23 protein-coding genes are annotated in these 25,955 nt (G+C 45.3%); 13 read left to right on the top strand and 10 right to left on the bottom strand.

Annotation, left to right across the window (positions count from 1 at the left end; genetic code table 11):
* The 6 genes from VIM72_RS19285 to VIM72_RS19310 form a co-directional block, all read left to right on the top strand.
* Nucleotides 1-255: RNA polymerase sigma factor (locus VIM72_RS19285; RefSeq protein ID WP_332004453.1), on the top strand; the 255-nt coding region annotated here is incomplete at its 5' end.
* 23 nt (nucleotides 256-278) lie between these two features.
* Nucleotides 279-1,349: a zf-HC2 domain-containing protein gene (locus VIM72_RS19290; protein WP_332004454.1), complete on the top strand. Its 1,071-nt coding sequence runs from the start codon at nucleotides 279-281 to the stop codon at nucleotides 1,347-1,349.
* Between the two features lie 19 nt (nucleotides 1,350-1,368).
* Entirely contained in the window at nucleotides 1,369-2,313 is a 945-nt protein-coding gene (locus tag VIM72_RS19295; RefSeq protein ID WP_332004455.1) for an outer membrane beta-barrel protein, read from the top strand.
* A gap of 29 nt (nucleotides 2,314-2,342) precedes the next feature.
* Nucleotides 2,343-2,687 carry a hypothetical protein gene (locus VIM72_RS19300; protein ID WP_332004456.1) on the top strand — a complete coding sequence of 115 codons (345 nt, stop codon included), beginning with the start codon at nucleotides 2,343-2,345 and terminating at the stop codon, nucleotides 2,685-2,687.
* 155 nt (nucleotides 2,688-2,842) lie between these two features.
* On the top strand, nucleotides 2,843-5,782 hold the full coding sequence (locus tag VIM72_RS19305) for a M16 family metallopeptidase (RefSeq protein ID WP_332004457.1): 2,940 nt from the start codon (nucleotides 2,843-2,845) through the stop codon (nucleotides 5,780-5,782).
* Nucleotides 5,783-5,911: 129 nt separating this feature from the next.
* Complete coding sequence (locus tag VIM72_RS19310; protein ID WP_332004458.1) at nucleotides 5,912-6,478, top strand: L,D-transpeptidase; 567 nt, start codon at nucleotides 5,912-5,914, stop codon at nucleotides 6,476-6,478.
* Nucleotides 6,479-6,653: 175 nt separating this feature from the next.
* Here VIM72_RS19310 and VIM72_RS19315 read toward each other — a convergent pair whose 3' ends face one another.
* Nucleotides 6,654-7,460, bottom strand: a complete 807-nt coding sequence (locus tag VIM72_RS19315; RefSeq protein ID WP_332004459.1) for an alpha/beta hydrolase — start codon at nucleotides 7,458-7,460, stop codon at nucleotides 6,654-6,656.
* A 42-nt stretch (nucleotides 7,461-7,502) separates the two neighbouring features.
* Here VIM72_RS19315 and VIM72_RS19320 point away from each other — a divergent pair, with 42 nt between their 5' ends.
* The gene (locus VIM72_RS19320) at nucleotides 7,503-7,658 is read left to right on the top strand and encodes a hypothetical protein (protein WP_332004460.1); all 156 of its coding nucleotides are present in this window, start codon (nucleotides 7,503-7,505) and stop codon (nucleotides 7,656-7,658) included.
* Between the two features lie 13 nt (nucleotides 7,659-7,671).
* On the opposite strand, the gene acs is transcribed toward VIM72_RS19320, so the two are convergent.
* From acs to VIM72_RS19335, 3 genes are all read right to left on the bottom strand, one after another.
* The gene (acs, locus tag VIM72_RS19325; protein ID WP_332004461.1) at nucleotides 7,672-9,585 is read right to left on the bottom strand and encodes an acetate--CoA ligase; all 1,914 of its coding nucleotides are present in this window, start codon (nucleotides 9,583-9,585) and stop codon (nucleotides 7,672-7,674) included.
* A gap of 112 nt (nucleotides 9,586-9,697) precedes the next feature.
* Complete coding sequence (locus VIM72_RS19330; protein WP_332004462.1) at nucleotides 9,698-10,843, bottom strand: hypothetical protein; 1,146 nt, start codon at nucleotides 10,841-10,843, stop codon at nucleotides 9,698-9,700.
* 649 nt (nucleotides 10,844-11,492) lie between these two features.
* Nucleotides 11,493-11,768, bottom strand: a complete 276-nt coding sequence (locus VIM72_RS19335; RefSeq protein ID WP_332004463.1) for a hypothetical protein — start codon at nucleotides 11,766-11,768, stop codon at nucleotides 11,493-11,495.
* A gap of 511 nt (nucleotides 11,769-12,279) precedes the next feature.
* On the opposite strand from VIM72_RS19335, the gene VIM72_RS19340 reads away from it, so the two are divergent.
* Both VIM72_RS19340 and VIM72_RS19345 read left to right on the top strand, forming a co-directional pair.
* The gene (locus VIM72_RS19340) at nucleotides 12,280-12,858 is read left to right on the top strand and encodes a helix-turn-helix transcriptional regulator (RefSeq protein ID WP_332004502.1); all 579 of its coding nucleotides are present in this window, start codon (nucleotides 12,280-12,282) and stop codon (nucleotides 12,856-12,858) included.
* Nucleotides 12,859-13,007: 149 nt separating this feature from the next.
* On the top strand, nucleotides 13,008-13,547 hold the full coding sequence (locus VIM72_RS19345) for a helix-turn-helix transcriptional regulator (protein ID WP_332004464.1): 540 nt from the start codon (nucleotides 13,008-13,010) through the stop codon (nucleotides 13,545-13,547).
* A gap of 9 nt (nucleotides 13,548-13,556) precedes the next feature.
* On the opposite strand, the gene VIM72_RS19350 is transcribed toward VIM72_RS19345, so the two are convergent.
* On the bottom strand, nucleotides 13,557-14,102 hold the full coding sequence (locus VIM72_RS19350; protein ID WP_332004465.1) for a 5' nucleotidase, NT5C type: 546 nt from the start codon (nucleotides 14,100-14,102) through the stop codon (nucleotides 13,557-13,559).
* Nucleotides 14,103-14,186: 84 nt separating this feature from the next.
* Here VIM72_RS19350 and VIM72_RS19355 point away from each other — a divergent pair, with 84 nt between their 5' ends.
* Both VIM72_RS19355 and VIM72_RS19360 read left to right on the top strand, forming a co-directional pair.
* Entirely contained in the window at nucleotides 14,187-14,933 is a 747-nt protein-coding gene (locus VIM72_RS19355) for a DeoR/GlpR family DNA-binding transcription regulator (protein ID WP_332004466.1), read from the top strand.
* 26 nt (nucleotides 14,934-14,959) lie between these two features.
* A complete protein-coding gene (locus tag VIM72_RS19360) occupies nucleotides 14,960-16,114 on the top strand; it encodes an MFS transporter (RefSeq protein WP_332004467.1) in 1,155 nt (384 codons plus the stop codon).
* Between the two features lie 3 nt (nucleotides 16,115-16,117).
* Here the strand turns inward: VIM72_RS19360 and VIM72_RS19365 are convergent, their stop codons facing one another.
* The 4 genes from VIM72_RS19365 to VIM72_RS19380 all read right to left on the bottom strand — a co-directional run bounded on the left by VIM72_RS19365 (nucleotide 16,118) and on the right by VIM72_RS19380 (nucleotide 18,869).
* Nucleotides 16,118-16,774, bottom strand: coding sequence for a hypothetical protein (locus tag VIM72_RS19365; RefSeq protein WP_332004468.1), 657 nt, complete (start codon nucleotides 16,772-16,774; stop codon nucleotides 16,118-16,120).
* A 5-nt stretch (nucleotides 16,775-16,779) separates the two neighbouring features.
* Nucleotides 16,780-17,706, bottom strand: a complete 927-nt coding sequence (locus VIM72_RS19370; RefSeq protein ID WP_332004469.1) for a DUF692 domain-containing protein — start codon at nucleotides 17,704-17,706, stop codon at nucleotides 16,780-16,782.
* A gap of 48 nt (nucleotides 17,707-17,754) precedes the next feature.
* Nucleotides 17,755-17,997 carry a hypothetical protein gene (locus VIM72_RS19375; protein ID WP_332004470.1) on the bottom strand — a complete coding sequence of 81 codons (243 nt, stop codon included), beginning with the start codon at nucleotides 17,995-17,997 and terminating at the stop codon, nucleotides 17,755-17,757.
* A gap of 188 nt (nucleotides 17,998-18,185) precedes the next feature.
* Entirely contained in the window at nucleotides 18,186-18,869 is a 684-nt protein-coding gene (locus VIM72_RS19380) for a hypothetical protein (protein ID WP_332004471.1), read from the bottom strand.
* Between the two features lie 199 nt (nucleotides 18,870-19,068).
* On the opposite strand from VIM72_RS19380, the gene carB reads away from it, so the two are divergent.
* Both carB and VIM72_RS19390 read left to right on the top strand, forming a co-directional pair.
* Complete coding sequence (gene carB / locus VIM72_RS19385) at nucleotides 19,069-21,885, top strand: carbamoyl-phosphate synthase large subunit (protein ID WP_332004472.1); 2,817 nt, start codon at nucleotides 19,069-19,071, stop codon at nucleotides 21,883-21,885.
* A gap of 450 nt (nucleotides 21,886-22,335) precedes the next feature.
* A complete protein-coding gene (locus VIM72_RS19390; protein ID WP_332004473.1) occupies nucleotides 22,336-24,438 on the top strand; it encodes a ComEC/Rec2 family competence protein in 2,103 nt (700 codons plus the stop codon).
* A gap of 197 nt (nucleotides 24,439-24,635) precedes the next feature.
* On the opposite strand, the gene VIM72_RS19395 is transcribed toward VIM72_RS19390, so the two are convergent.
* On the bottom strand, nucleotides 24,636-25,772 hold the full coding sequence (locus tag VIM72_RS19395; RefSeq protein ID WP_332004474.1) for a hypothetical protein: 1,137 nt from the start codon (nucleotides 25,770-25,772) through the stop codon (nucleotides 24,636-24,638).
* Nucleotides 25,773-25,955: the final 183 nt, after the last annotated feature.

Here is a 25,955-nt window from a genome sequence, read left to right on the forward strand (position 1 = left end):
CTTGTAGACCAGTTCAAGGATGAGGATAAGGTGGCGGATCATAAAATACATAACGCAAAGGAAGTCATAGAAAAGGCATTGTCCAAGCTCAGTGAAGTACAGCGTTCCCTGATTATGCTCAAGGATTATGAAGGATATTCCTATGAGGAAATTGGAGAAATGATGGACCTGAATCCCTCTCAGGTAAAAGTTTATCTGCACCGGGCAAGAATTCATCTGAAGAATTACCTGGTGAAAATGGAAAATGTTATATAATATTTTTATAATAAATTAGATTTTTGTCGATAGAAATTAACATATCAAACTACGAGTCCTATCTTCTCAGCTATATCGATGGCGAGCTGAGTGAGATGGAACTGGCTGCCCTGGAACTTTTCCTGGAAAAGCATCCGCAGTTCCGGCAGGAACTGGAATTGCTGGAAGGAACCAAACTGGTACCGGACGGGCAATTCGTTTTTGATAATAAAGCTGCTTTGTACAAAACGGCTTCCGTTGACTATGAGGCATTAATGCTGGGTTATATCGATGGGGAACTAACAGCTGAAGAAGAGGCTGTTTTACAGGCGCATCTGCAGCAACATCCTGCCGCAGGGAAGGAGCTGGCCCTGTTTGAGGCTACCAGGCTTATGCCCGATACCTCGATCGTATTTCCGGATAAAGCATCTTTATACAGAAGCAGCAAACGCAGGGCGCTGCCAATGTACCGCCGTATGGGATGGGCCGCCGCCGCTGCAGTAGTGGCAGGGCTGGTTATCTGGTTGTTGCCGTTGGGTAATGACCCAGTGCAGCCACCGGCTGTTGCAGTAAATACGCCACCGGCTGTTACTGCCCCCGCCCCGGTAAGCACACCCACTGTAGCGCCGGATACTCCATCCGCTGCAACCTACCAGCTTGCCGGTGCCGCAACAACAAAAGGGACTCCTGCTGTTACACCGAAAACCAACCAGCCATTGCTGGCAAAACGTAGTAAAACGGTAACATCGCCTGTTACCAAACCAGTGGGTACCCCGGCAAAAGAGCCTGTATTGGTGGCTGCAGATGCCCCTAAAACAGATATACCGGTTATTTCCCAGCTGGCCCCGCAGCGTAATTCTATGAGCGAAGTAGTGGAGGAACACCTGCAGCAGGCTGGTAACGCCCATATTGCAGCCCGTCAGGACACAAAAGAAACAGTACTGGCAGCTAATACAGCCAAAACAGACGATCACTTGAATAATAAAATAGTCCCTGTAGCCGAACAACCTGGCGCTCCCGGTGAGCTAATCATGTCAGTAAGCGGCAGCGACAGCCGGATCCTGGATAAGGTAACCAATGTTGCGAAGTTTTTTTCCCGTAAACGGAATAAATAATAAATCATGGTCATAGCATATGAAGCATAAATTTTTACTCATTTTGTTACTGGTATTATGTGGCGGATGGGCTCATGCGCAAAAGGCAGATAAAAATACACCGGCACCACCGGACACCATACAGATCAAAGGATTGATCATTATCAAAGGGAAAAATGATAAGGGCCGTACCAGTTATAAATTCTATAACGATACTTCTTACGCCCGCCAGAAACTCAAAAAGAACCTGCAAACCAAATGGTTTGTTTTTGATGTGGGGTTCAATAATTATATTGATCATAGTGATTATAACGGGGCCAGCTTTATTAACTATTACCCTAATAGCAACATGTACTATAACGGAGCCCCCGCTATGTCGCCGGTAAGTAAATCCTATGATTATTCAGCTGCAGGCCTGGCCACTTTTGCACCCAGGGAGGCCAGTGAGCCATTAACACCTTCTGAATTTAAACTTATCACCGGAAAATCGATCAATTTTAATATCTGGTTGTTTCAACAGCGACTTAATATAACAAAACACAAGCTTAACTTGTTATATGCTTTAGGATTGGAGATGAATAACTATAGGTATGCCCGCAGCATTACATATTTGCCGGGCTATCCTACACAAATAATCCGGGATTCCGTAGAGTTTTCGAAAAATAAGCTGTTTGCCGAGTATATCTCAATTCCGGTAATGCTTAATTTCAATTCTAACCCCGCCCGCCCTGGACGTGCGTTCCAGGCGAGCTTCGGTGTCTCCGGTGGTTATCTCCTCAAATCCAGAACCAAGCAGGTAAGTGAAGAAAGAGGCAAGGTCAGGAAAACGGACGACTTCAATCTCAATAAGTGGCGTTTTGGCCTTACCAGTGAACTGGGCTATGGACCAGTGAAATTGTATGCAAACTTTGCCCTGACGGCATTACATGATTATGGGTTACAACAATATCCATTTTCGATAGGCATCCGGTTAAACGGATTCTAAGATTTATTAGCCAGTCCTAAATTGTGTTTATGCGTTCTTTTGTTGCTTTGATGACATGTATTGGTTGCATTGCATGGATTCACTCCTGTGAGAAACGTTTGTTAGGCGTTAGACTCGAAAAAAAGAATATCCTTATTGATCAGCCGGAACAATTGCCACTGGCAGTGGTGCCAGCCGGTAGCCCGCCAGCCAGGTATATTTCCCAGGTAATTCCTGCTTCCAATGCTATAGTTGTTCCTGTTGGCCGTAACAGGAACCGCCCCAGGGGGAAAAAACAGTCCTCCGACAAAAACAACGGAGCTATTGATTCCCTGCTTTTTAACCAGGTTTTTGTGAGGGGAAAGTACACGATTTACAGTAATCCTAACCCCTGAGATCATCCCGCAGCTTATCAGGTAAATTACCGGCCCGGCAACCGGTTGCAACTCCTATGCATCTACCGTTCATACAATTCTCCCTTTTTTTCCCGCTTTATAATTTGGACTTCCGGTATATTTGACAGAATAATTTCAAAAAACCAACTATTTGTATGAGTCTTAAAAGAGTCGTATTACTATTCCTGTTTGCCTGCTCGCTGAAAATGGCGGGAGCCCAGGGCAAATATCAATGGAAGGAGGCTACTGCTGGCGGTTATACCTATAAGTACGTTTCCGATGATCCCATGAAGGCGCGTTTCTACACCCTGAAAAACGGCCTTACAGTTATCCTGAGCGTTAATAAGAAAGATCCCCGTATCCAGACACTGATCGGTACCCGTGCTGGCAGCGATAACGATCCGAAAGACCATACCGGTCTCGCGCATTACCTGGAACATCTCCTGTTTAAAGGCACCGAGAAATTTGGCTCGCTCAACTGGGCAAAGGAAAAACCCCTGATAAACGAGATCTCCGATTTGTACGACAAATACAATAAAACAACAGATCCGGCAGCCCGTAAAGCGGTTTATCATGAAATAGACAGCGTTTCCGGCGTTGCCGCCAAATACGCCATCGCCAATGAATACGACAAGATGATGTCGGGCATGGGCGCACAGGGTACCAATGCGCACACCTGGGTGGAAGAAACCATCTACGAGGAAGATATCCCTTCCAATGCGGTAGATAAGTACCTGACCGTACAGGCCGAGCGTTTCCGCGACCCGGTTTTCCGTTTGTTTCATACAGAACTGGAAGCCGTGTATGAAGAAAAGAACCGCGGACTGGATAACGATGGCCGCAAAGTATACGAAACCATGCTTGCAGCGCTGTTCCCCACACATAACTATGGTCAGCAATCTACCATCGGTACCGTGGAACATCTCAAAAATCCAAACCTGAAAGTGATCCGTGAATTCTATAACGAATATTATGTGCCTAATAACATGGCCATTGTAATGGCAGGTGATTTCGACCCGGATTATGTGATCAAATCCATTGATCAGAAATTCAGTTATATGAAAGCCAAACCGGTAAAGGAATATAAACCTGCACCGGAAGCGCCTATCAAATCGCCTATAGTGAAAGAAGTGCTGGGCCCTGATGCAGAAAGCGTAGATATTGCTTTCAGAATGCCCGGCGCCCTCGATACCAAATCCAACCTGGTACTGGGTGTGCTGTCCTCTATCCTGCAAAATGGTAAGGCCGGTTTAATGGACCTGAACATCAATAAGCAACAGAAAGTACTGAATGCCAACGTAAGTGTGCTGGGCCTGAAAGATTATTCTATCTTCTCCCTCAGCGGTAAAGCCAAACAAGGTCAGACCCTGGAAGAAGTAAAGGCGCTTCTACTGAGCCAACTGGATATCCTCAAGAAAGGAGATTTTGATGAAACCCTTGTAAAAGCTATTGTTAACAATGCCAAGCTGAGCGAATTGGAGGGCCTGGAAAACAATAACAACCGCGCTACCGCGCTGATGGACGGCTTCATCAAAAGCAGGGGCAAAAACTGGCAGTATGATGTTGCTTATGTAGATGATATGGGCACGGTTAATAAAAAACAAATTGTTGACTACGCCAATAAATATCTCAACGATAACTATGTTATCGTCTACAAACGTAAAGGGGAAGATAAGAACATTGAGAAAGTGGAAAAACCTGCCATCACCCCGGTGGAGGTAAACAGGGAAGCACAGTCGCCATTCCTGCAGCAGATCGCCGAAATGCCCGCTACGCCTGTAAAGCCACAGTGGCTGGATTATGAAAAAGATATCCAGAAAACATCTCTCGGCAATACCGATATGATGTATGTACAGAACAAAGACAATGGTCTTTTCCGCCTGTACTACCGCTTTGATATGGGCACCTGGAGCAATAAGAAGCTGGCCCTGGCGGCACAGTACCTGCAATACCTGGGCACTGATAAATATAGCTCTGAACAGATCAGCAAGGAGTTTTATAACATTGCCTGCAACTTCAGCGTATCTGCTACCGCAGAAAACACCACCATTACTATTAGTGGATTACAGGAAAATTTTGATAAGGCTGTTACCCTGTTTGAACATGTGATTGCCAGCTGCAAGCCTAATGAAGATGCGCTGACCGCCCTCAAAGGCCGCCTGCTGAAAGCCCGCGCCGACAGCAAACTGAATAAGGGAGCCATTATGAAAGGAGTAGTGAATTATGCCATGTATGGCGCTAAAAATCCGTTTAATAACCAGTTGAGCCAGGCTGAGCTGGATGGCATTTCTGCATCAGAACTTGTTACCATTCTGCATGAACTGCCGGCCTATAAGCATACTGTTATTTACTGGGGACCTCAGTCGCTGAGTGCTGCTGCTGCCGATGTAAAGAAACTGCACACGCTGCCTGCCAGCTTCAAAACTGCACCGGAGGCAATGAAGTTTGTAAAAGATAACCAGGATAAAAACCAGGTGCTGTTTGCAGATTATGATATGGTACAAACAGAAGTGAACTGGGTAAGAAACGCAACAGCGTACAACCCCGCCAACACCGGCATCGTTACCCTGTTCAACGGCTATTTTGGCGGTGGTATGGGATCTGTTGTTTTCCAGACTATCCGTGAATCCAAAGCACTGGCATATTCTACCTATGCTTTCTATGCTTCTCCGGATAAAAAAGATGACCGTTATTCCGTACTGGCTTATGTAGGTAGCCAGGCCGATAAAATGAACGAGGCCATTTCCGGTATGAACGAACTGTTGAATGATATTCCCCGCGCGGATAAACTGTTGCAAACCGCTAAAGAAAGCATGAAGCAGGACATCGAAACAGAACGGATCACCAACGATGGTATCATTTTCAGTTACCTGGCTGCGCAGAAACTGGGATTGAATACAGATATCCGTAAACAGGTGTATGAGTCCATCGATAAAATGAGCTTTGATGACGTGAAGAAATTCCACGATGAGAACCTTGCACATAAACCATATACTTATTGCATTGTTGCTTCCGAAAAGAAGGTGAGCATGGATGATCTGAAAAAATATGGCGATGTGAAGAAACTCACGCTGGAAGAGATTTTCGGATATTGATAACGGCAGGAAAAAATTAAATAAAATGCAAAGGCACAAAGTTTTACGCTTTGTGCCTTTGTATTTTTCACCCATCTCCCAAACAATAAATTATTATTCCACTACGTTATCTGCATATTTATTACTCCTATGAAGAAGTGCTGTCATTACTGGTTGGTAGCTGTTCTGTTGCTGCTGCCGCTAAGTGGATTTATCAACGAATCTGATTTGTATAGTGTAAGGTTAAATGCTGCCAACATTGATCCTGATAAAATTTTCCTGCTGATAGATAAAAGCGATTACCGGTTGTACGTGTATGAAGATGTTACGTTGAGAAAAATCTACAAGGTGGTATTTGGTAACCGCGACCAAACCGATAAACAAGTGGAAGGTGATCGGAGAACACCGGAAGGGACCTTTCATATTTTAACAAAACGGGTGGATAAAAGCTGGAGCCGGTTTATGCTGCTGGATTATCCGAATGAGGTATCATGGCAGAAATTTCATGAGCGGCAGGCACAGGGTGTGGTTTCCGCCAACGCCAGTATTGGCGGTGCTATTGGCATTCATGGCGTAGAGTATAATTCAGGTATCCGGGATAGTTATGTGGAAGGACGTATCAACTGGACATTAGGTTGTGTTAGCATGAAAAACTCAGATGTAAATGAATTATATGAAGTGATCAAAGTAGGAACCCCGGTGGTGATTCGCCGGTAAGGTTTTTGCTGATTATTTTGTGGTGACTCCAGTTGGCAGTTACACGTTGTAATTTAGGATACCGATAAAACAGGTACGGCATCTAGTGGCGCAGTGATACTGCACCATGACTCAAATATAAACGGCGGGTCAGATCCTGTGAAGAGCGCGCTCCACTCGTATGGTGCGCGCTTTTTTATTGCCGGAGAAAAGCGGCGACTTCTTTCATCCACGCCGTGGAATCTTTGCCACAGAAGGATTGATGGCCAGCATTGGGAAAGATGTACAGTTTTTTCTGCCGGGTGCCGAGGTGAGAAAATATTTCCTGCGTTTCCTCAGCCATCACCCGGATATCCTGTTTCCCATAAAAATATAATACCGGCATATGTATCTGGCGGGCATAGCTTTCCGGTTTGAAACCGGGCCCCCAGAATCCCTGTTCTATTCCTCCCCAGAAAGTGAGGATCTGTGAAAGCGGAGTGGCCGGCAGGTGAACAGCGCGCATCCTGCTTTTTACGGCGTCTGTAAGCGTGGCAAACGGACACTGAAGGATCAGCTGCTTTGGTGTGAGCCCGTACTCAGGAACCGCCTTTAAAATAGCAGCAGCGCCCATGCTTACGCCCCAGAGGATGATGGGCTGGTTGCCTTTCTGTTTTACATAATCCCAGGCAAGTTTTACGTCTTCCGTTTCCTTGTAGCCCACGCTGCAGGTATATCCTTCGCTGTTGCCATGGGCGCGGAAGTCCAGCAGGAAAGTATTATAGCCTAAGGAGCGGAAACGGTTTGCCTCGGGCAAAAGAGAACCTTTATTACCATTGTAGCCATGGAACAGGATCACAGTGCCTTTGGCGGTCCGGGCAGGTATCCACCAGCCTTCCAGCCGCAATCCGCCGGCACTGTGAAGCAATACGGTTTCATAAGGTACCGGTGGAAAATTGGAGGTGACCGATTTAGCAATGCGTACGCCAAACAGGATTGTTTTTAATTTTTCGGCTGTGCTCATCTGTTCAGGAAGTTTATTCCTGCGGCCGCCATCCTCATAAAAATGAGTGAATTTCCAGGCGTGGAAAGCCCCGATGACATTAAGCAGTATAAACAGAACAACAACGGTCCACGCCAGTTTTTTAAAGAAACGCTTCATAGCCGGGTATTCATGTATAACGAAGGGATGCAGCACAGCGCTGCATCCCTTCGTTTTTAAGCTCAGGAGTTTATTATAGTTTCCCTTTCTTGATTTCGTCTACCACGCCAGGATCCAGCAGGGTAGAGGTATCACCCAGGTTATCCAGGTCGTTTTCGGCAATTTTGCGCAAAATGCGGCGCATGATCTTGCCGGAACGGGTTTTAGGTAACCCGCTTACGATCTGTATTTTATCAGGCTTCGCAATGGGGCCAATGATGCGGGACACTGTTTGCGCGATATCTTTTTTGGTCAGTTCAGGATCATGCGTGAGCCGCTCGGTGATCACATAAGCATAAATACCCTGGCCTTTAATGTCGTGAGGATACCCCACCACGGCGCTTTCCACTACGCCCGCATGCATGTTGATGGCGTTTTCCACTTCTGCAGTACCAATACGGTGACCGCTTACATTGAGCACATCGTCTACACGGCCGGTAATTTTATAGTAGCCATCTTCATCTCTCAGGCAACCATCGCCGGTGAAGTAGAGATTTTCGTAGGTAGAAAAATAGGTTTTGCGGAAGCGTTCGTGATCACCGTAAGTGCTGCGCAGCATACCTGGCCACGGGAACTTGATACAGAGATTACCACTTACGCCGTTGCCTTTCAGTTCCTTGCCGTTTTCATCTACGAGGATAGGTTGCACGCCAGGTAATGGCAGGGTGGCATATCCTGGTTTTTCTTTGGTGACGCCGGCAATTGGTGTGATCATGATACCACCGGTTTCTGTTTGCCACCAGGTATCTACGATGGGGCATTTGCCTTTGCCGATATTATCTTTAAACCAGTGCCATGCTTCTTCGTTGATCGGCTCTCCTACGCTACCCAGCTTTTTAAGGGAGCTGAGATCTTTATGATTAACGGGGCCGAGGCCATAGCTCATCAGGCTGCGGATGGCGGTGGGCGCGGTATATAATATGTTTACACGGAATTTATCTACGATTTCCCATAGCCTGCCTGCATCCGGATAGGTGGGCACTCCTTCAAACATGAGGGTGGTAGCGCCGGCGCTGAGCGGGCCGTAGGCGATGTAGCTATGACCGGTGATCCATCCGATATCCGCCGTGCAGAAGTATACTTCGCCGGGTTGATACTGGAAAGTATTTACGAAAGTGTAATTGGCATATACCATGTAGCCGGCGCAGGTGTGTACCACGCCTTTGGGCTTGCCGGTAGATCCGGAAGTGTAGAGGATGAACAGCAGGTCTTCCGCATCCATTTCCTCAGCGGGGCAGGGTGGGTTACCCATTGTTTCCACCTGTTTTATTTCATCTTCCCACCACAGGTCCCTGCCTTTCAGCATACTTACCGGGGTGCGGGTACGGGTGCACACAATTACTTTTTTTACAGATGGGCAAGCCATCAAAGCGTCGTCCATAACGGATTTCAGCGGAATATCCTTAGCACCGCGATAGGCGCCGTCGCAGGTGATTACCAGGCTGCACTGCGCATCCTGTATCCTGTCGGCAATAGATTGTGCGCTGAAGCCTCCGAACACCACGGAGTGGACAGCGCCGATGCGGGCGCAGGCCAGCACGGCAATAGCCAGTTCGGGGATCATACCCATGTAAATACATACGCGGTCGCCCTTTTTAACGCCATTGTTTTTCAGCACATTCGCAAACTGGCAAACTTTGTTGTATAAGTCGCGGTAAGTGATAATGCGGTGATGCTCTTCCGGATCATTGGGTTCCCAGATAATGGCAGGCGTATTGCCCAATGTGCCCAGGTGCCGGTCCAGGCAGTTTTCTGTAATGTTCAGTTTTGCACCGGTAAACCATTTGATTTCCGGGTCTTTGAAGTTCCAGTCCAATACCTTGTCCCATTTGCGACGCCAGTAAAAATGGTCTGCTACATTGGCCCAGAAGCCTTCGGGGTCAATGACACTCTGTTGATAAGCCTGCTGATAATCTTCGATACTCTTGATCTGGTATGGGTACGACATAGCACCGTAATTGTTTATTGGTTAAGTACAAGCATTTTCCTAACGGGCTTTAAATTTAAGAAAAACCAGATGTTTTGCTGGAAATAATCTAAAAAATCATATTAAAAGCAGATTATTTTTCAACATATGTGCGGAGGTATTTGTAAACATCTGCTTCCTGGGGGTTAGCAGGATTACCGAGCTGCAGGTAGCGTTTATAATACCGGGTAGCCATTTGTTTGTTATGCAAACGCACTTCGTAAATGCGTCCAATGCTGTACTGGTGCAGGGGTTGGTGGAACAGGTAATAAGCTGTGTCCAGGTTGGCAATAGCCGGTTTGTACTGCCGCAGCCCTTCATAGTTGGCCGATTTCCCACTGTAATAACTATCCAGGCTTTTCGAGGTAGCCATATCTATGCAGGTTTGCAGCAGTTCATTGCTGGCGGCATAGTTTTTTAATTCCGTATAGGCAAGGGCGGCATAATACATAATAGTTTCCGACTGCCCCTTATTGGCCTGCAGGTATTCATATACTCCAATGCATTGCTGGTATTGTTTGAGGGTATACCATGCGGCAGCCACAATGCTGAAGGTATTGGGCGATACGATATTCATATGCATCAGCTGTGTGCCCAGATCCGTACAGCGGGTATAGTTTTTCAGGAACCAGGCCGACCTGATCGCAGTCATAATAACAGAGGGTTGAAGGGAGTCTGTTTTCAGGAAGGCCCGCAGGATACTGTCTGCCAGCGGGTATTGTTGTTTCTCTATCAGTTCTTCGCCAAGTCGCGCGGTCACTTTGGGATCTGCCGGATTAAGGGCATATGCTTTTTGCAGGCAAACGAAACCTGTATCCGGCTGTTGGGCAGCGAAGCAGGCGAAACTAAGCTGTTTCCACGCGGTGGCATTGGCCGGTTGCAGCCGGATGATCTGCCGGTAATGGAAAACCGCCGGGACGGGGCTTTCCATCTGCATACTGATACCGGCGAGATATTGATGGGCCGTTACATTGTTACTATCCAGCAGTAATACCTTTTCATAATTGGTAATTGCATCTTTTGTTTTTCCCGACAGATAGTAAGTATAAGCAAGAAGAGATAGTTGCCCTATATTATTCTCTTGTACCCGCGGCTGCAGATAGCTGATAGCAGCATCATATTGCTGGTTCTGCAGATAGTCCATTACCTGGGCCCGGTTGATAGAATCCTGTGCCAGTGCAGGAGAAGCTATTGTAATAAGCAAAATCAGGCTGAAAAAATATTGGATCGTCCGATGCATAAAAAGTGTTTTACGATCTTAAAACTAAGAATTTAGTTTTAAAAAGAAAAACTTAGTTGACCGGGCCGGTAAAAGAGAACTGCTGTGCAGGCTTGATATATGATGCAAGTGTTCAATGGAAAAGCGGTGCTATTGCGATACAGGCAGATGCCACCTATGACTTTTAACGGAAAACATAACCGTATGTAAGGCATTGTAGACAGATATCTGCAATGAAAAGCAGCGGGAGTACCGTTTTACCGGTAGATGCCAGGTATTGATTCAATGGAAAAATAACTGTGAGCAAGGCACTACAGATAAATACCCGCAAGGGAAACAGGCAGATACCGCGGTTTCAATGGAAAACATACGCAGAAATCACATAAGAGTTTCCGCAGCCGTTACTGGCTGCAATTAAAAAATTTTAATGAAAGAGGAAAAAGTGAAGGTGCAGCATTGCAGGCAAATATCACTTTGTAGGGATAGGCGCCAGGGAGAGAGTAGCATTTAAATAAAATCTGTGAAATCAGTATCATCAGCGTAATCCTGAACCAGGACGAGGCGATCAAAAGTAAAGCCTTGTTTACCCGGGGTGGGGAACAAGGCTTTACGGCGCAGGATGATTTTTACGGAAGATGTTTCTACAGACAGCGGATGAAAGGTAAAATGATCACCGGGCACGTTTCCGGTATTTTTCCAGGTCTTCTTCGCCGGATGCAAATACCTCTTCCATGATTTCAATGATCTTTTGCTTTTCCGCATTGCTGAGAGCAGGAATGACTTTTCCTTTCTCATTTGGATTAGGCTTGTCCTTTCCACGCATCTTGCGATAGAATGTGGGTGTGCTCCAGTTACATTCCTCACATACTTTTTCCCTGAATACTACCGGTAAACCGGAAAGTTTAGTGTGAATGTCGAGCAGCACATTTATTGGTTCCTTGCTCATAATGGATATTGTTTTGAGAATGATCGGATGTGGTTAACAAATGAATTGTCAGAATAGTAGAACATGTTTTAAAGTTACTTTAAGGTGTAAGCAAATATATTTATAATCATGCAATTTATAATTATAAAACTTTACTTTCTATAAAAAAATTATAGAATGATGTAACTGGCTACTATGGCTGATCTGAGGGTAAAATCATGTGTTTGTTTATGATTCGTTAAGCTGAAAATGATGTGTATTGATTACACAATAATCCTGCTGGTTATCATTCTGATTTCATAACTATTAAATCGATAAATATTTCTTGTTGCCTTTTTGCGTGTACGCTTTACAGTTAGTACGCTTTTTGTTGGCCAGAGCTGTTTACAGGCTTATATTTTTTTTGTTAAATTGATATTTTTATTTACAGAATGAAATATTAATTGTTAAATTATACGATAATACGACAGGTCATCCTGTATGTAGCATCATAATTTAAAATGAAAAAAGGATGCAGTCGAGCCTGATACACATGGGACACCGGTTGAAACAGATCTTAAAACAGAAAAAGATAAAGATTGTAGATTTCGCCACTATGGCCGGTTTTACAAACCAAATAGCTCATTACCACTTGCGGAAAAGCGATATGAAACGTGCTACTATGGAACGTTTTTGCACCCTTATTGGCATTACCCCGGAAGAGTTTATGAGATGGAACGGCGCTATGCAGCTAACCAACGGGAAGAGCATACATCACGGAGAGCGTTTACAGCATATTATTGCAGAGAAAGGTCTGAATAAAAGTAAGCTGGCAGGACGTTTGGAGATGAGCCGTCGCACAATGTACAACTTATTTGAAAAAGAAAACTTCTCGCCCGACGAGCTGGAAAGAGTGGCGAAAGGGCTTGATATGAGTGTGGAAAGTTTTCTAAATCCAGGTACCTTGCAGGAAGGCAGGAATACAGACAGTGAAGAAATGATGCTGTTAAGGGAAAAGTATTATAAACAGCTGGAAGAATATACCCAGTTGCTGAAAAGCCACGCCGCGCTCAAAGATGAAGTACTGCAGTTAAAAAAGGAGTTGGCGGCTTTCAGGAAACAAAAGGATTAAAATCGCTGTTTTATTATTGTAATGATATTTTCTGATAGTTATTGGGGATAATTATTTATATTATGATACAATAACACCTGTTTTGAGAATAAAAAAGTATTATATTTGTATATATACACCCCATTTCTCACCAAACAGGAATTCTGTAAATGTCAGTTCCCTATTATGTTCATGCAGGCGCCAGGTTGCGGCGTATTTTAAGGCAAAAACAAATTGTGATCCTTCACTACGCGAAGAAAACCGGGCTAACCCCACAGGGGTTGTACCGTTATTTTTCACTGGCATCCATCAAAAGAGAAAAGCTGGATATACTATTGGAAGCCATCCCCCTTACACTGGAAGATTTTTGTAACTGGAATTCACTGGAAGGGAATTCCTGGCATCATGGAGAATTACTGCAGCTTTATCTTGCGAAGCAGAAAATAAAAGATAAACAACTGGCCGCCCTGCTGCAGTTATCAATGAGTGAGGTGCACGAGTGGCTCGACTCCGCAGTATTCAGCACCGTGCAGCTGGAACAGCTGCATCATCAGCTGGGGCTGTCGCCCAGCTACTTTATGGGCCCGCAGTCAATAAAGCAGGAAGTTAACTGGGCGGAGGCTTACCTGGATAAGTGTATGGAAGTACAACAATACATCCGTAAGGTGAATACCCTTGAAAAAAGAATTAATGTTTTGGAAGCCAGGTAAGCCCTGAGTTTAATTTACAGCCAGGAGTTTTGCAGGAGTTAATGCGAAGTAAGCAGCTACTTCTTCCCAGTTATTTACCCGCTTGTAATCCGTGAGGGGCAAATTGTGCGGCGCTGTAAACAGAAGAGGCGTTCCTTTAAATGTACGCAGGTTTTTGTCGTGGTCGTCGATCATATAATCCGCTTCCACAATGGTTTTAGACCCGCAGAATACGATGTTTTTCCAGCTGATAAAAGGGAAATGCTCATTCAGCCAGGCGTGTTTTTCGGCCAGTGACAAAGGAAATTCCATGGCTGCAGACACTACAAACACTTCATGCTGATCTGCCAGCGCTTTCACTACTTCCCTGGCCCCGGCCATTACCGGTATACCCCTGAAAAAACCGGGAGATCTTAATATTTCCATGGCCACGCCTTCAGGAAAAGCACTGCCTTCCGGGATGTTGTTTAAACGCTCCGGATCTATCACTTCTCCGTATTCTTTAGCGTATACATCCAGCAGATGTTGCGTGAGATCGGCCATTACATTATCCATGTCGATTGCTATTCTTGCCATATTTTGCTATTTTATGCAAAGTTATGCAATATTTCGCAAATTATTGCATAATCTTTCATAATATTGCAGAAAATAGCACGACTTATGTTGAGAGAGGAACGGTTGGATTATATTCTTAAAAAGCTGCAGACCGATCATAAGGTACTACAGGCAGAGCTTAGCAGCGATTTGCAGGTATCTGAGGATACCGTGCGCAGGGACCTGGAATCCCTGGCACAGAACGGGCAGCTGATAAAAGTAAGGGGAGGGGCTATCCCGCATTCCCCGAATCCTTATTCCTTTAAGGAACGTATCGTAATTCATGAAGCAGATAAAAAGCACATCGCCACTAAAGCTTTGTCGTACCTGCACAACGGGCAAACCATTATTCTCGATGGAGGTACTTCTACCTTAATGCTGGCGAAATTGTTTCCTGCCAACCTGCATATCAGGGTTATTACCAACAGTGTCCCCATTGTAGCACAGCTGATAGAGCATCCGGTGATTGAAGTGATCTTCACAGGCGGACTGATTGGCAAAGATTCCCAAACGGCCGGCGGTATGGATACCATCCGCATGCTGGAGAAAATGCGGGCAGATATATGCTTCCTGGGCATCTGCAGTTTGCACCCCACTGCAGGCGTAACCGGCCTGGATCTTGGGGAAGCAGACGTGAAAAGCGCTATGGTGGAATCTGCCAACAAAACCATTGCATTGGCAACCAGCGATAAAATGGGAACAGCAGAACCTTTTAAGGTATGCGATATTACAGGGCTGGATACGATTATTACAGACAACCCGGACCTGCCCTCATTGAAACCTTATATTAACCTGGGCATACAGGTGATCTGATCAATTCAACTTTTATCTGACTGAAGATGTTACAGGATCTATCGATGGTAATGATTAATAAAAGAGCAACCCGCATCGCGGTGAGCGCCTTGTTTTTTTTAACCGGGTTATGTTTTTCCAGCTGGGCTTCCCGTATTCCGGATATCCAGCTGGCGTTAAAACTAAATGATGCCGGGCTTGGAAGTGTATTGCTGGCCCTGCCGGTAGGGTCTATTATTTCCCTTCCGGTGGCGGGTATACTGGTATCCAAATACGGCAGCCGGCAGGTATTACTTATTGCGGCGGTTGCCTATTCTGTTGTGTTGCCAATGCTCGGACTGGCGCATACTTCCTGGGAGCTCAGCGTGTGTCTTGTATTCTTTGGTTTTTGTGGTAACCTCGCCAATATTGCAGTGAACACACAGGCGGTAGGAGTGGAAGCCATGTATGGCCGTTCTATTATGGCATCGTTTCACGGGCTGTGGAGCGTAGCTGGTTTTACGGGGGCTGCTTTTGGTACCTGGATGACAGGTCTGCATCTTGCGCCGGTGTATCACTTTTTAATTATTACGGCAGTTTCCTGGATCCTTGTTGCGCTCACAATGAACCGGCTGGTGGTGCGCGTTACCAATGAAAACAACGCTCCTTCTCTGTTTGGAAAACCGGATGCGTTCCTGTTCACGCTCGGAATTATCGCCATGTGCTCCATGATTTGCGAGGGTACTATGTTCGACTGGAGCGGGGTATACTTCCGCAGGGTAATACAGGTAAGGGAAGGATGGGCCGGTGCCGGCTATGCCGCGTTTATGAGCACCATGGCTTCCGGCCGCTTTGTAGCCGATTACCTGACTACGCGGCTGGGCGTGAAAAAGATGTTGCTGATAAGTGGTGGTCTTACTGCCAGTGGCTTACTGGTGGCAGTTGTTTTTCCTTACTTTGTTCCGGCTATGCTGGGCTTTATGTTAGTAGGTGCGGGTGTATCTGCTGTAGTGCCACTGGTATACAGCGCCGCTGGTAAGTCTACAAAATTACCTCCCGGAATGGCGTTGGCTACGGTTTCTACCATTGGTTATTTCGGGTTCCTGTTTGGTCCGCCGCTGATAGGATTTGTAGCGCAGGCCACTAATCTCGGTGTGGCTTTCACCATGATTGCTGTCATGGGCGCAGCTATTGCAGTCATGTCTTCCAGGATAAAATTATAATTATCATTCTGCCGTTGCTGCCCCGCTTTTGTGGGGCAGCGGACGGAAAGAAAGTTCTTCTTCCCGGTGGTCCAGCATTAACCAGTATTCTCCGGTATCTTCTTCCTGCTCCGGCAGCTGCATATTGGCAAGCGCTGTGAGCAAAGGCTCGGGAGAATGATCAAATGGTACCAATCTTACCAGCGGGTGCAGGCCTGTTTCTTCGTTGTTGTTTTCCATCAATAATTCCCTCGGTAAAAATTTCAATTCATTGATGGCCAGTTCCATTACTACAATCTCCCGCAGATAAGGATTTACAATCTCTCCGCTCAGCAGTTTCTGTAACAGGAATTCCCCGAAAATGCTGATCTCTCTTTTGAATTGAAGATCCGACCGGTTGTCAATTGCCCAGAATTCTTCAATTACCGGCATCAGCTGTGCCCCTAATAAAAAGCAGGTATAGGGAAGCATCGTGTAAACAGGTGTGATCCGGTTAACCCTGTAAAGGGTACAGCTTACCGACATGCCTCGTTGATACACCACAGTTCGCAACCGCAGGCGCTCACGGTTGGTCAGATCATATCGTAGCAATACCGCTTGCGGATCATTGCGTAACTGCAAACATAATTGCGGGGATGCAATCAGGTCTGTCAATGCTTTCTGAAAAGATAGAAGTGACATAATATTCAGGTATGATAAAGGTTCCAGGCTGCTTTTGCCTTGTTCAGCTCCCGGGTAATACCGTCAAATTGCAGCAGGTGAAAATAGGATTCATGAAACTCGAAGGTGATACCGCATAAGTTTGGCACTAACGGTAACGTATAATTGAGCAGGTGCCATACCTCCGGCGGACAGGGCCCTGCGTGGGAATCTGTATACATACCGGCCATTTCATTTCCGCCTGCAATATGGATTTCGATGACTTTATCCAGTTCCAGCTGCGCAATAAAAGCCTTTGCGTCGAAGTGATGGTTTACCGCGTTCGTATATACGTTATGGATATCGAGCAGTAATCCGCAGGAAGTATCGTGCGACAACTCATTCAGAAACGCTGTTTCGCTCAGCTCCTGTTCGGGAAGGTCAATGAAGTAAACATTGTTCTCTACCAGGAAAGGCGTGCTGATAGCGCGTTTGATGGCATTGATGCGGCCGCCTATCATATCCAGTACTTCATAATCGTAAGGTACAGGTACGGCCAGCCCGGCATTATGTTCTTCCTGTTGTTCGTTATGTACTTTTACAAAAGAGAGATGATCGCTATGCCATTTAAAGCGATAACGCTCATGCCATTCTTTCATTTTATAGAGATAGGATTTATCGAAGATGCCTGCACTGCCCAGGGAGTAGGAGATATTGTGTGCGGTCAGAGGATATTGTGCTGCTATTTTATCCAGCACTTTCATCCACGATTCAATTTCCTCAAACCTTTGCGGTGCAAGGTTGCCGCGATCGGTCCAGAACATATCAGGAATGATTTCCACGTAGTCGCATATACCGGGGCATGCGTCCAGGTATAACTCCAGCGAAGGATTATACAGCAGGCCCACACCCAGCTGCGGAATAGTTTGCTGATAAAGATGTCCTGTTCTGGCAGTTGATAATACTTGTGACATGACAGGGAGTTTAAAATGCCGCCCCGCAATGCCAGGGCGGCATCCGGATTAATGTTGTTTGATGGCAACGTCTTTGATCACAGCCATTTTATCCAGGTCTACCTTGATCACCTGTTCCAGTTTTTCCCGGATGTTAAAGTGAACGCCGGATAAGCAAGCCTGGCAACCACGTGGATTGATTTGTTTGATCACCATGGATTGCAGCCTGGTAATGTCTTCCAGTTTTGTGCCTTTGGGAACGGCAACATCTACGCGACCATCGTCGCCATAATGAATTTCAGCTGTACGCATGACATTTGATTTTTGGGGTGTTTTAATACAAAAAAGCAAGATTCCCTGCGGGGCAGGGCTGTTGTAGAAGTACCAGTCGTTTTGGGGTTGTAGCGCAGGTATTTGAACTGCGGATGATAAAGTTAAGTGAATAAGATGAGATCAGGATAAGTATTTATACGGAAAAACGGTGGACCGTTTATTTGCTGTTAGTCCAGTGTGTTCAATTTATTTACCAATGCCAGCGTGTGCTTCAGCAGATTTTCTATTTGAGTTTCCCCGGTGATGAGCCTGTCAATGCGCAATTGCAGGTAGAAGCGTAGGGTGATGGCATCTTCAAAATTGGTAATGAGCGACAAGGACCTTCCGAAGTCCGGATCGAGGAGAAATTCGATTTCCCTGTATATATTTTCGACGATGCTTTTGGGATGGGCTATAGTAATGAAGTAATGGTCGAATGCCTTGGAGCCTGTTTGTACTTTAGCAGGATTTAATGCACTGAGAAAATGCAGCGCGCCTTTAGAGGATATTTTAAGCCTGTTTTTTTGCCCTGGCAATTCCAGTTGTAATAAGGTGTATCCGGTATGTATTCTGCCGTTATAAGCTGGGTTCATCAGGGATTTAAAGTCGTTGAGGTATGGATTATCATATTCATTTTCCCATGCGTAACGAAGCAACCCGTCTGTTTGTTCATAGGTAAGCCTGAAGGTGTGGCTCCAGATGGGCTGATGTTTATCGCCGGTTATGGAGTTGATAATCCCTTTGCCATATTTCCTGTAAATCTTCATTGGCAGTAGATCTTCCGCTTCCTGCTTCCGTTTTTCCTCCAGGTACTGTCTGAGGTTTGCTTCCTCGTACCCCTCGCCCTGAAAACCATCCTCCGGTGTTTCCATAAAAAAAAATTTCATCTGAATAAAATAAAATTAACATATAAAACAATAAGCATTTATCTCTTCTCCCAAAAAAATTCTTCTTCCCAAACAAAATTTATTGCCATTTATAAATTTCAATGCCGTAGCTTTGCACGATTTTTTTGTTCCCTCATACGGCAGAAAGATCAATTTGGTTTTTCATTTTCAATAGATTACACAAATGCCAAAAGACTCATCTATCAAATCTGTACTCATTATCGGTTCTGGACCCATTATTATTGGTCAGGCTTGCGAATTTGACTATTCCGGTTCCCAGGCAGCACGTTCGCTGCGGGAAGAAGGAATTAAAGTGATTTTGATTAATTCCAACCCGGCTACCATCATGACGGATCCAATGATGGCTGATAAGGTTTATTTGCTGCCACTGACCGTGGAAAGCATTGAGCAGATCCTGGAAGAAAACCAGATAGATGCCGTATTACCTACTATGGGCGGCCAAACTGCGCTGAACCTTTGTAAAGAAGTAGACGAACTGGGAATATGGGAAAAAAATAATGTTCGCCTGATCGGGGTTGATATCAAAGCCATTGATAAAGCGGAAGACCGTGAACAGTTCCGCCAGTGGATGATACAGCTGGGAATACCGGTAGCACCGGCCAGAACAGCTAATTCCTTCCTGGAAGGTAAAGAGTTTGCCCAGGAGATCGGGTTCCCCCTGGTGATCCGTCCTTCATTCACACTGGGTGGTACCGGTGGAGGTTTTGTGCACAGCAAGGAAGACCTGGACGAAGCGCTGGACCGTGGTCTGAAAGCGTCTCCCATTCATGAAGTGCTGGTAGAAAAAGCCGTGCTCGGATGGAAAGAATATGAGCTGGAATTATTACGTGATAAGAATGATAACGTGGTGATCATTTGTACCGTGGAAAACCTGGATCCGATGGGTATCCACACCGGTGATTCCATTACTGTGGCACCGGCAATGACCCTGAGCGATACTGCATTCCAGGACATGCGCAACAAGGCTATGAAAATGATGCGCGACCTCGGCAACTTTGCCGGTGGTTGTAACGTACAGTTCTCGCTCAATCCCGAAAACGAAGAACTGATCGCCATTGAAATTAATCCGCGTGTAAGCCGTTCTTCTGCACTGGCTTCCAAAGCAACCGGTTATCCGATTGCAAAAATCGCCGCGAAACTGGCTATTGGTTATACACTGGATGAACTGGAAAACCAGATCACCCGAACTACCTCTGCTTTCTTTGAACCGGCACTGGATTATGTGATCGTAAAAATGCCGCGCTGGAACTTCGATAAATTTAAAGGTGCTGATGATACTTTAGGCTTGCAGATGAAATCAGTTGGAGAGGTTATGTCTATCGGACGTACTTTCCCTGAGGCGCTGCAGAAGGCCTGCCAGAGCCTCGAGAACGATGCACTCGGACTCGGTTACTATGGTAAGTCGCTCATGAAAAGCGAACAATTGGTTGAAAAACTGAAGCGCCCTACCTGGGATCGTATTTTCCGTATCAAGGATGCCCTGATGGCTGGCGTGTCTGTAAAGCATATTCACCAGCTTACGTACATCGACCGCTGGTTCCTGAACCAGATCCAGGATATTGTGAATATGGAAAAACAGCTCGCAGAACTTGAACTGAAATCAGTTTCTGCTGATATGCTCAGGGATGCCAAGAAACTTGGTTTCTCCGATGCACAGCTGTCTGTATTGTTCGGTGATTGCGATGAAGACGAAGTATATGCCAAACGTAAAGAATTGGGCATTACCCGTACTTTCAAAATGGTGGATACCTGCAGCGCAGAGTTTGAAGCTAAAACGCCTTACTTCTATTCTACTTTCGATACTGTCAACGAAAGTATTCCAACAGACAGGAAGAAGATCATTGTACTCGGCTCCGGTCCCAACAGGATTGGCCAGGGTATTGAGTTTGATTATTGCTGTACCCACGGTTTACAGGCCATCCAGGATTGCGGATACGAGGCAATCATGGTGAACTGTAATCCTGAAACAGTATCCACCGATTTTGATATGGCGGATAAACTGTACTTTGAACCGGTGTTCTGGGAGAATCTCTGGGAGATTATTGAACTGGAAAAACCGGAAGGTGTGATTGTGCAGCTGGGTGGACAAACCGCTCTGAAACTGGCTAAACGCCTGGAAGCAAATGGGGTAAAGATCATCGGAACTTCCTTTGATAATATGGATATTGCGGAAGACCGTGGCCGTTTCTCCGACATGCTGAAAGACCTGGGTATTCCTTATCCTAAATACGGTACTGCCTATAATACAGATGATGCCATTGATGTGGCGAAAGAAGTAGGTTATCCTGTGCTGGTGCGTCCTTCTTATGTATTGGGTGGTCAGCGTATGAGGATTGTTATTAATGAAGAAGAGCTGGAAGAATCTGTACTGAGCCTGCTCAGACATCTGCCAGGTAACAAAATATTGATTGATCACTTCCTGGATCGTTGCCAGGAGGCAGAAATAGACGGTATTTTTGATGGTACTGATTTTCATGTGATGGGAGTGATGGAGCATATTGAACCGGCAGGTATCCACAGTGGCGACAGCCATGCTTTGCTGCCGGCCTTCAACCTGTCGCCGATTGAAGTGACCACTATGGAGTACTATGCTGAAAAGATAGCCCGTGCGTTGAATATCCGTGGTTTGATCAATATTCAGTTTGCAATCAAAGATGGTAATGTGTTTGTGATTGAAGCTAACCCGCGTGCATCACGCACCACGCCGTTTATCGCCAAAGCTTACCAGGTGCCTTATCTGAATATCGCTACCAAAGTGATGATTGGCGCCAACAAGCTGAAAGACTTCACTATTGAAAAGAAGCTGACGGGCTTTGCAATCAAGGAGCCGGTATTCTCTTTCAACAAATTTCCGGGCGTGAACAAAGAGCTGGGGCCCGAAATGAAATCTACGGGAGAAGCAATCCGCTTTATCAAAGATCTGCGTGATCCGTACTTCAGACAATTGTTCAAGGAAAAGAGTATGTATCTGAGTAAATAATTCCTGTTAAGGATAAATAATAAAGCCCTTCCGGTGTATGCCGGAAGGGCTTTTTATATAAATCGATTTATCTCAAAAATAACAGAGCCTGATAAAAATCAGGCTCCTTCTTTTCCCTCAAAATAACCATTAAAGACACGACTATTGAATTTTGATACAATTCATATAGCGTGACCGGTAATGCAGTTTACAAATAATATTATATTTAAAAGAGATGTTAACTAATCAATAACAGATGACATAATTAATAATATTTTATTTATTGATTATTAAATTGATAAATAACTATTAATATTTATTGATTTATGGGGATTTATTTACTGAAAGTGGAAATTCTCAAGTGATCATATATAAATATTAGCAGCTTCCTGAGCGGTCCTTTAACATTTCCAAAACACTTTTGCCATCTATAAACAAGAATTTTGTGTTGACTGATAAAGTTAACCCTGCATGGAATTTGAATCAACATTGTTTGTTGTGATGTGCTGGAAACGTGCGCCCTTCCTGCGTATCATTGTACCATTAGTAGTTGGTATAGTACTTCAGTTAAACATACCAGTGCATGCTGCCTTATATATTATATTGATTGGCAGTTGTATTGCCGGCGTGCTGGCATTTCGCTTTTTACCGCTACAGTGGCGGTTTAGGGCTACCTGGTTACCAGGGATATTTCTTTTTATATTGATCTGCTGTTGTGGTGGCCTGTTGTTGCATAATGCTGATCTGCGTCGCAGTAAGGGGTTTTACGGTCATTACATTAATGATGATACGCCCTTGTGTTTATTGCATATTAAAGCGCCTCCGGAGGAAAAATCCCGTTCGTTCAAAACTATGGTACAGGTAATGGCGGTATACAGGCAGGGTGAATGGATGCCTGCAAAAGGCTATTTATTGGTTTATATAGGGAAAGACAGCAGCTCACCGGCCCTTCGCTACGGCGATGAACTGATAGCCCGTAAAAGGCCCGAATCTGTTAAGTTTAATGGTAATCCAGGCGCATTTGATTATCAGCAATATCTGGTAACGCAACAGGTTTATCAGCAACTATTCCTCCGTCCGCAGGATTTTTACCGGTTACCACATAACCGCGGTCATCCTGTTCAGCAGTTATTGCTGCAGGCAAGGGAATATTGTTTATCTAATCTGAAAAAATTTATCGGCAATGGACCTGAAGCAGGTATGGCAGAAGCACTGCTGATCGGTTACCGCCAGGATCTGGACCGGGAAGTGGTACAGAGTTACAGTAATACAGGAATTGTGCACGTGATTGCCATATCAGGAATGCACCTCGCACTGTTGTATGGTACCCTGTTGTGGTTATTACAATGGTTGCCCGCGCATCGCTGGATGAATTTCACGAAAGCAGTGATCGTTCTGCTTGTGCTGTGGGGATTTGCATTGCTTACCGGGGCATCAGCATCTGTGCTTCGCTCTGCAGTGATGTTTACAGGTATTACCATAGGGCGCTTTATATTGTATCGCCATAGTAGTATTTATAACACACTGGCTGCTTCTGCTACCATGCTATTGTGCTTTAACCCGTACCTGGTGCTGGATGCAGGATTTCAGCTGTCGTACTTGGCGGTACTTGGGATCCTGCTTTTTTACCAGCCGGTTTACCAGCTGTTTCAATGGAAATATAGGTGGGCCGACTGGCTTTGGCAAATGACAGCTGTATCGCTCGCTGCCCAGCTGAGCACCACGCCGGTGAGTTTATTTTATTTTCACCAGTTTCCTAACTATTTTCTGCCGGCTAACCTGGTAGCAGTGCCCTTATCTACCGTGATTATTTATGGAGAAGTAATTCTCCTGTTTGTTGCTCCTTTAGGGCTTCCGGCAGTTTGGCTGGGCAAAGGGCTGAAATACCTCATTTTTTCCATGAATAGTTGTGTTAGCTGGATAGGAGAGTTACCTGGTGCGCTGATCAGGAACATTCATTGCACGCTGGCCCAAACCCTGTTGCTCTATCTGTTAATTGCGGGGCTGGCACTGTGGTTGCTGGTAAAGTTCAGACCTGGTTTGTGGACAGGGCTTTTCTGCGCCTGGGCATTTCTCATTGTTCGTGTACAATGGATTTTAGCTTGCAGACAACAATGCAGCCTGATCATTTATAACGTGCCCGCCTATATGGCTATTGATTGCGTTAAAGGTAATAACGTGCAATTTGCCGGCAGCGACAGTGTTTGGCAATTGCCTGTGGCGCAGCAACTACTCAATGCGCGATCTGGGCTGCGCGTTCAGACAGGGGGCGTTGCCACGTTTCAGCAATATGGCCGCTTTCTGAGCTTTCAGGGTAAAAGGCTCCTGATCATAGACAGTATGCTACCCGAACATTCCCCGTCTGAAAAATTCGCGGCTAACTATATTTTGTTAACATGTAATCCACCTGTGAGTATCCGCCGGCTGAGTGATTTTTATACTTTTGATACGCTTATCCTGGCGGCTTCCAACAGCTCGTGGAGGATCAGGAAATGGAAGCGTGAATGTGAAATGATGCGAGTGAAGTATTATTCCATCGGAGAGCAGGGAGCATTTGTTTTAAAGTTGCGCTGAACAAGGGTACAGAGTTGATATTGCCTGTAGCGCCGTTGAATGTAATCGGGACTGTGTTACAAATGATTACCCCGTTTGCATTACCTGAGTTTGGAGGATGGTTGTATCCCGGGTGATGAAAGCCGGGAGACGTTTCTTTGGGTTTGCATATCAATCCTTGTTTTCCTGTGAAGGCAAGGATTGATATGCACGCACGGCTACTGTTGCTTTTTGATCTGACTTTCCAGCTGATCAATCTGCTTTTGCATCCTGATCATATGCAAAGTCATTTCCTCCATTTTTTCAAGCAGCTTTCGGTTCATTTCACCAAGATCCTGACCGTTTTCCGCTACTTCTTTGGCAGATGGTATTTCAGGCAGATGCTTATGCTCTTGTATAAATTTTTCTGTTTCCGAAAGAGACTTTAGTACATAGTTGTCACCGAAAACATAGTCGGGCCACGGGTTAGCCTGGGTTACTTTTACCCTTCTGGCGGCAATGGTGCCTTCTACTGCCAGCTTGTTACTTTTGGGATCAGCAGTACCAATCCCAACGTTTCCTCCGCCAGTGGCCATAATAATGTTACCTGGTGACTGCGCATTTAAATATATTTTTTTATCAGAACCTGCCGAATTTGTTTCAAGTACAAGGTAACCTTCATTACTGCCGCGGATCTTGCCGCCATTGGCTGCTCCAAAAGCAGTCCATTCGTTATAGGCGTTGCCAAGTATCGCCGCCAGTTTATATCCGGCAACAGTGTCTTGGGCAGTGGCTATAACGTGCAGTGGAGCGGAAGGCGAAGTGATATTGATACCAACACGTCCCGTATTTTTCCAGGTACCATTACCCGGAAATAGTACAGTGCCTGCATATTTATTCAGATAGTTAAGTTCTGTTTTTTGTGTAGCGGTTGCCAAAACAGCCTCGTCAACAATACTCCACCCCTGGTAGCTTGAAGGAATATCCATAGGAAGTCCTCTGGCGAATGCTCTGATGGAAAAACGTTGATAATAGTCTTTACTATCCAGAAAAATAATCACTTTCCCATTCTCATTAGCCAGGTAAATACGTGGAGTATAAGCGCCAAACGAAGAAACCCGGGTGTTTTGGAAAATACCACCATAAATGTAGAAATTGATGATTAACCCAATAGGCTCAGCGGTAACATAGTTATAACCTTCCAAAATAATGGTAGGCATCTCTACCCCGTTGGTAAAGGGAAGATTCGTTCTAATTTTTGTCCCATTTAATGGGGCGGCGGTTCGGTCAAACGTTATTACCGTATCACAAAAAACCTGGCCTTTTGCAGTACTAAGCAGGCAAATCAAGGAAAACAATAAGATGATTCTTTTCATATAGGGATTTGATTTAAGCGGGCACAATGGGATTAACAATCCGTAGCCAAAATAAGGATTTTTTCAAATTAAAGCCTTATTTCACAAGTATTTATATCAGTAGTAACCCTATCCGGGAACCATTCTCCGGTGTTTTAGGAATCAGACAATGGAAAAATGAATGTTACGTGTTAACTTTGCGCT

It is taken from the genome of Chitinophaga sp., from assembly GCF_036569185.1.
Classification (GTDB): domain Bacteria; phylum Bacteroidota; class Bacteroidia; order Chitinophagales; family Chitinophagaceae; genus Chitinophaga.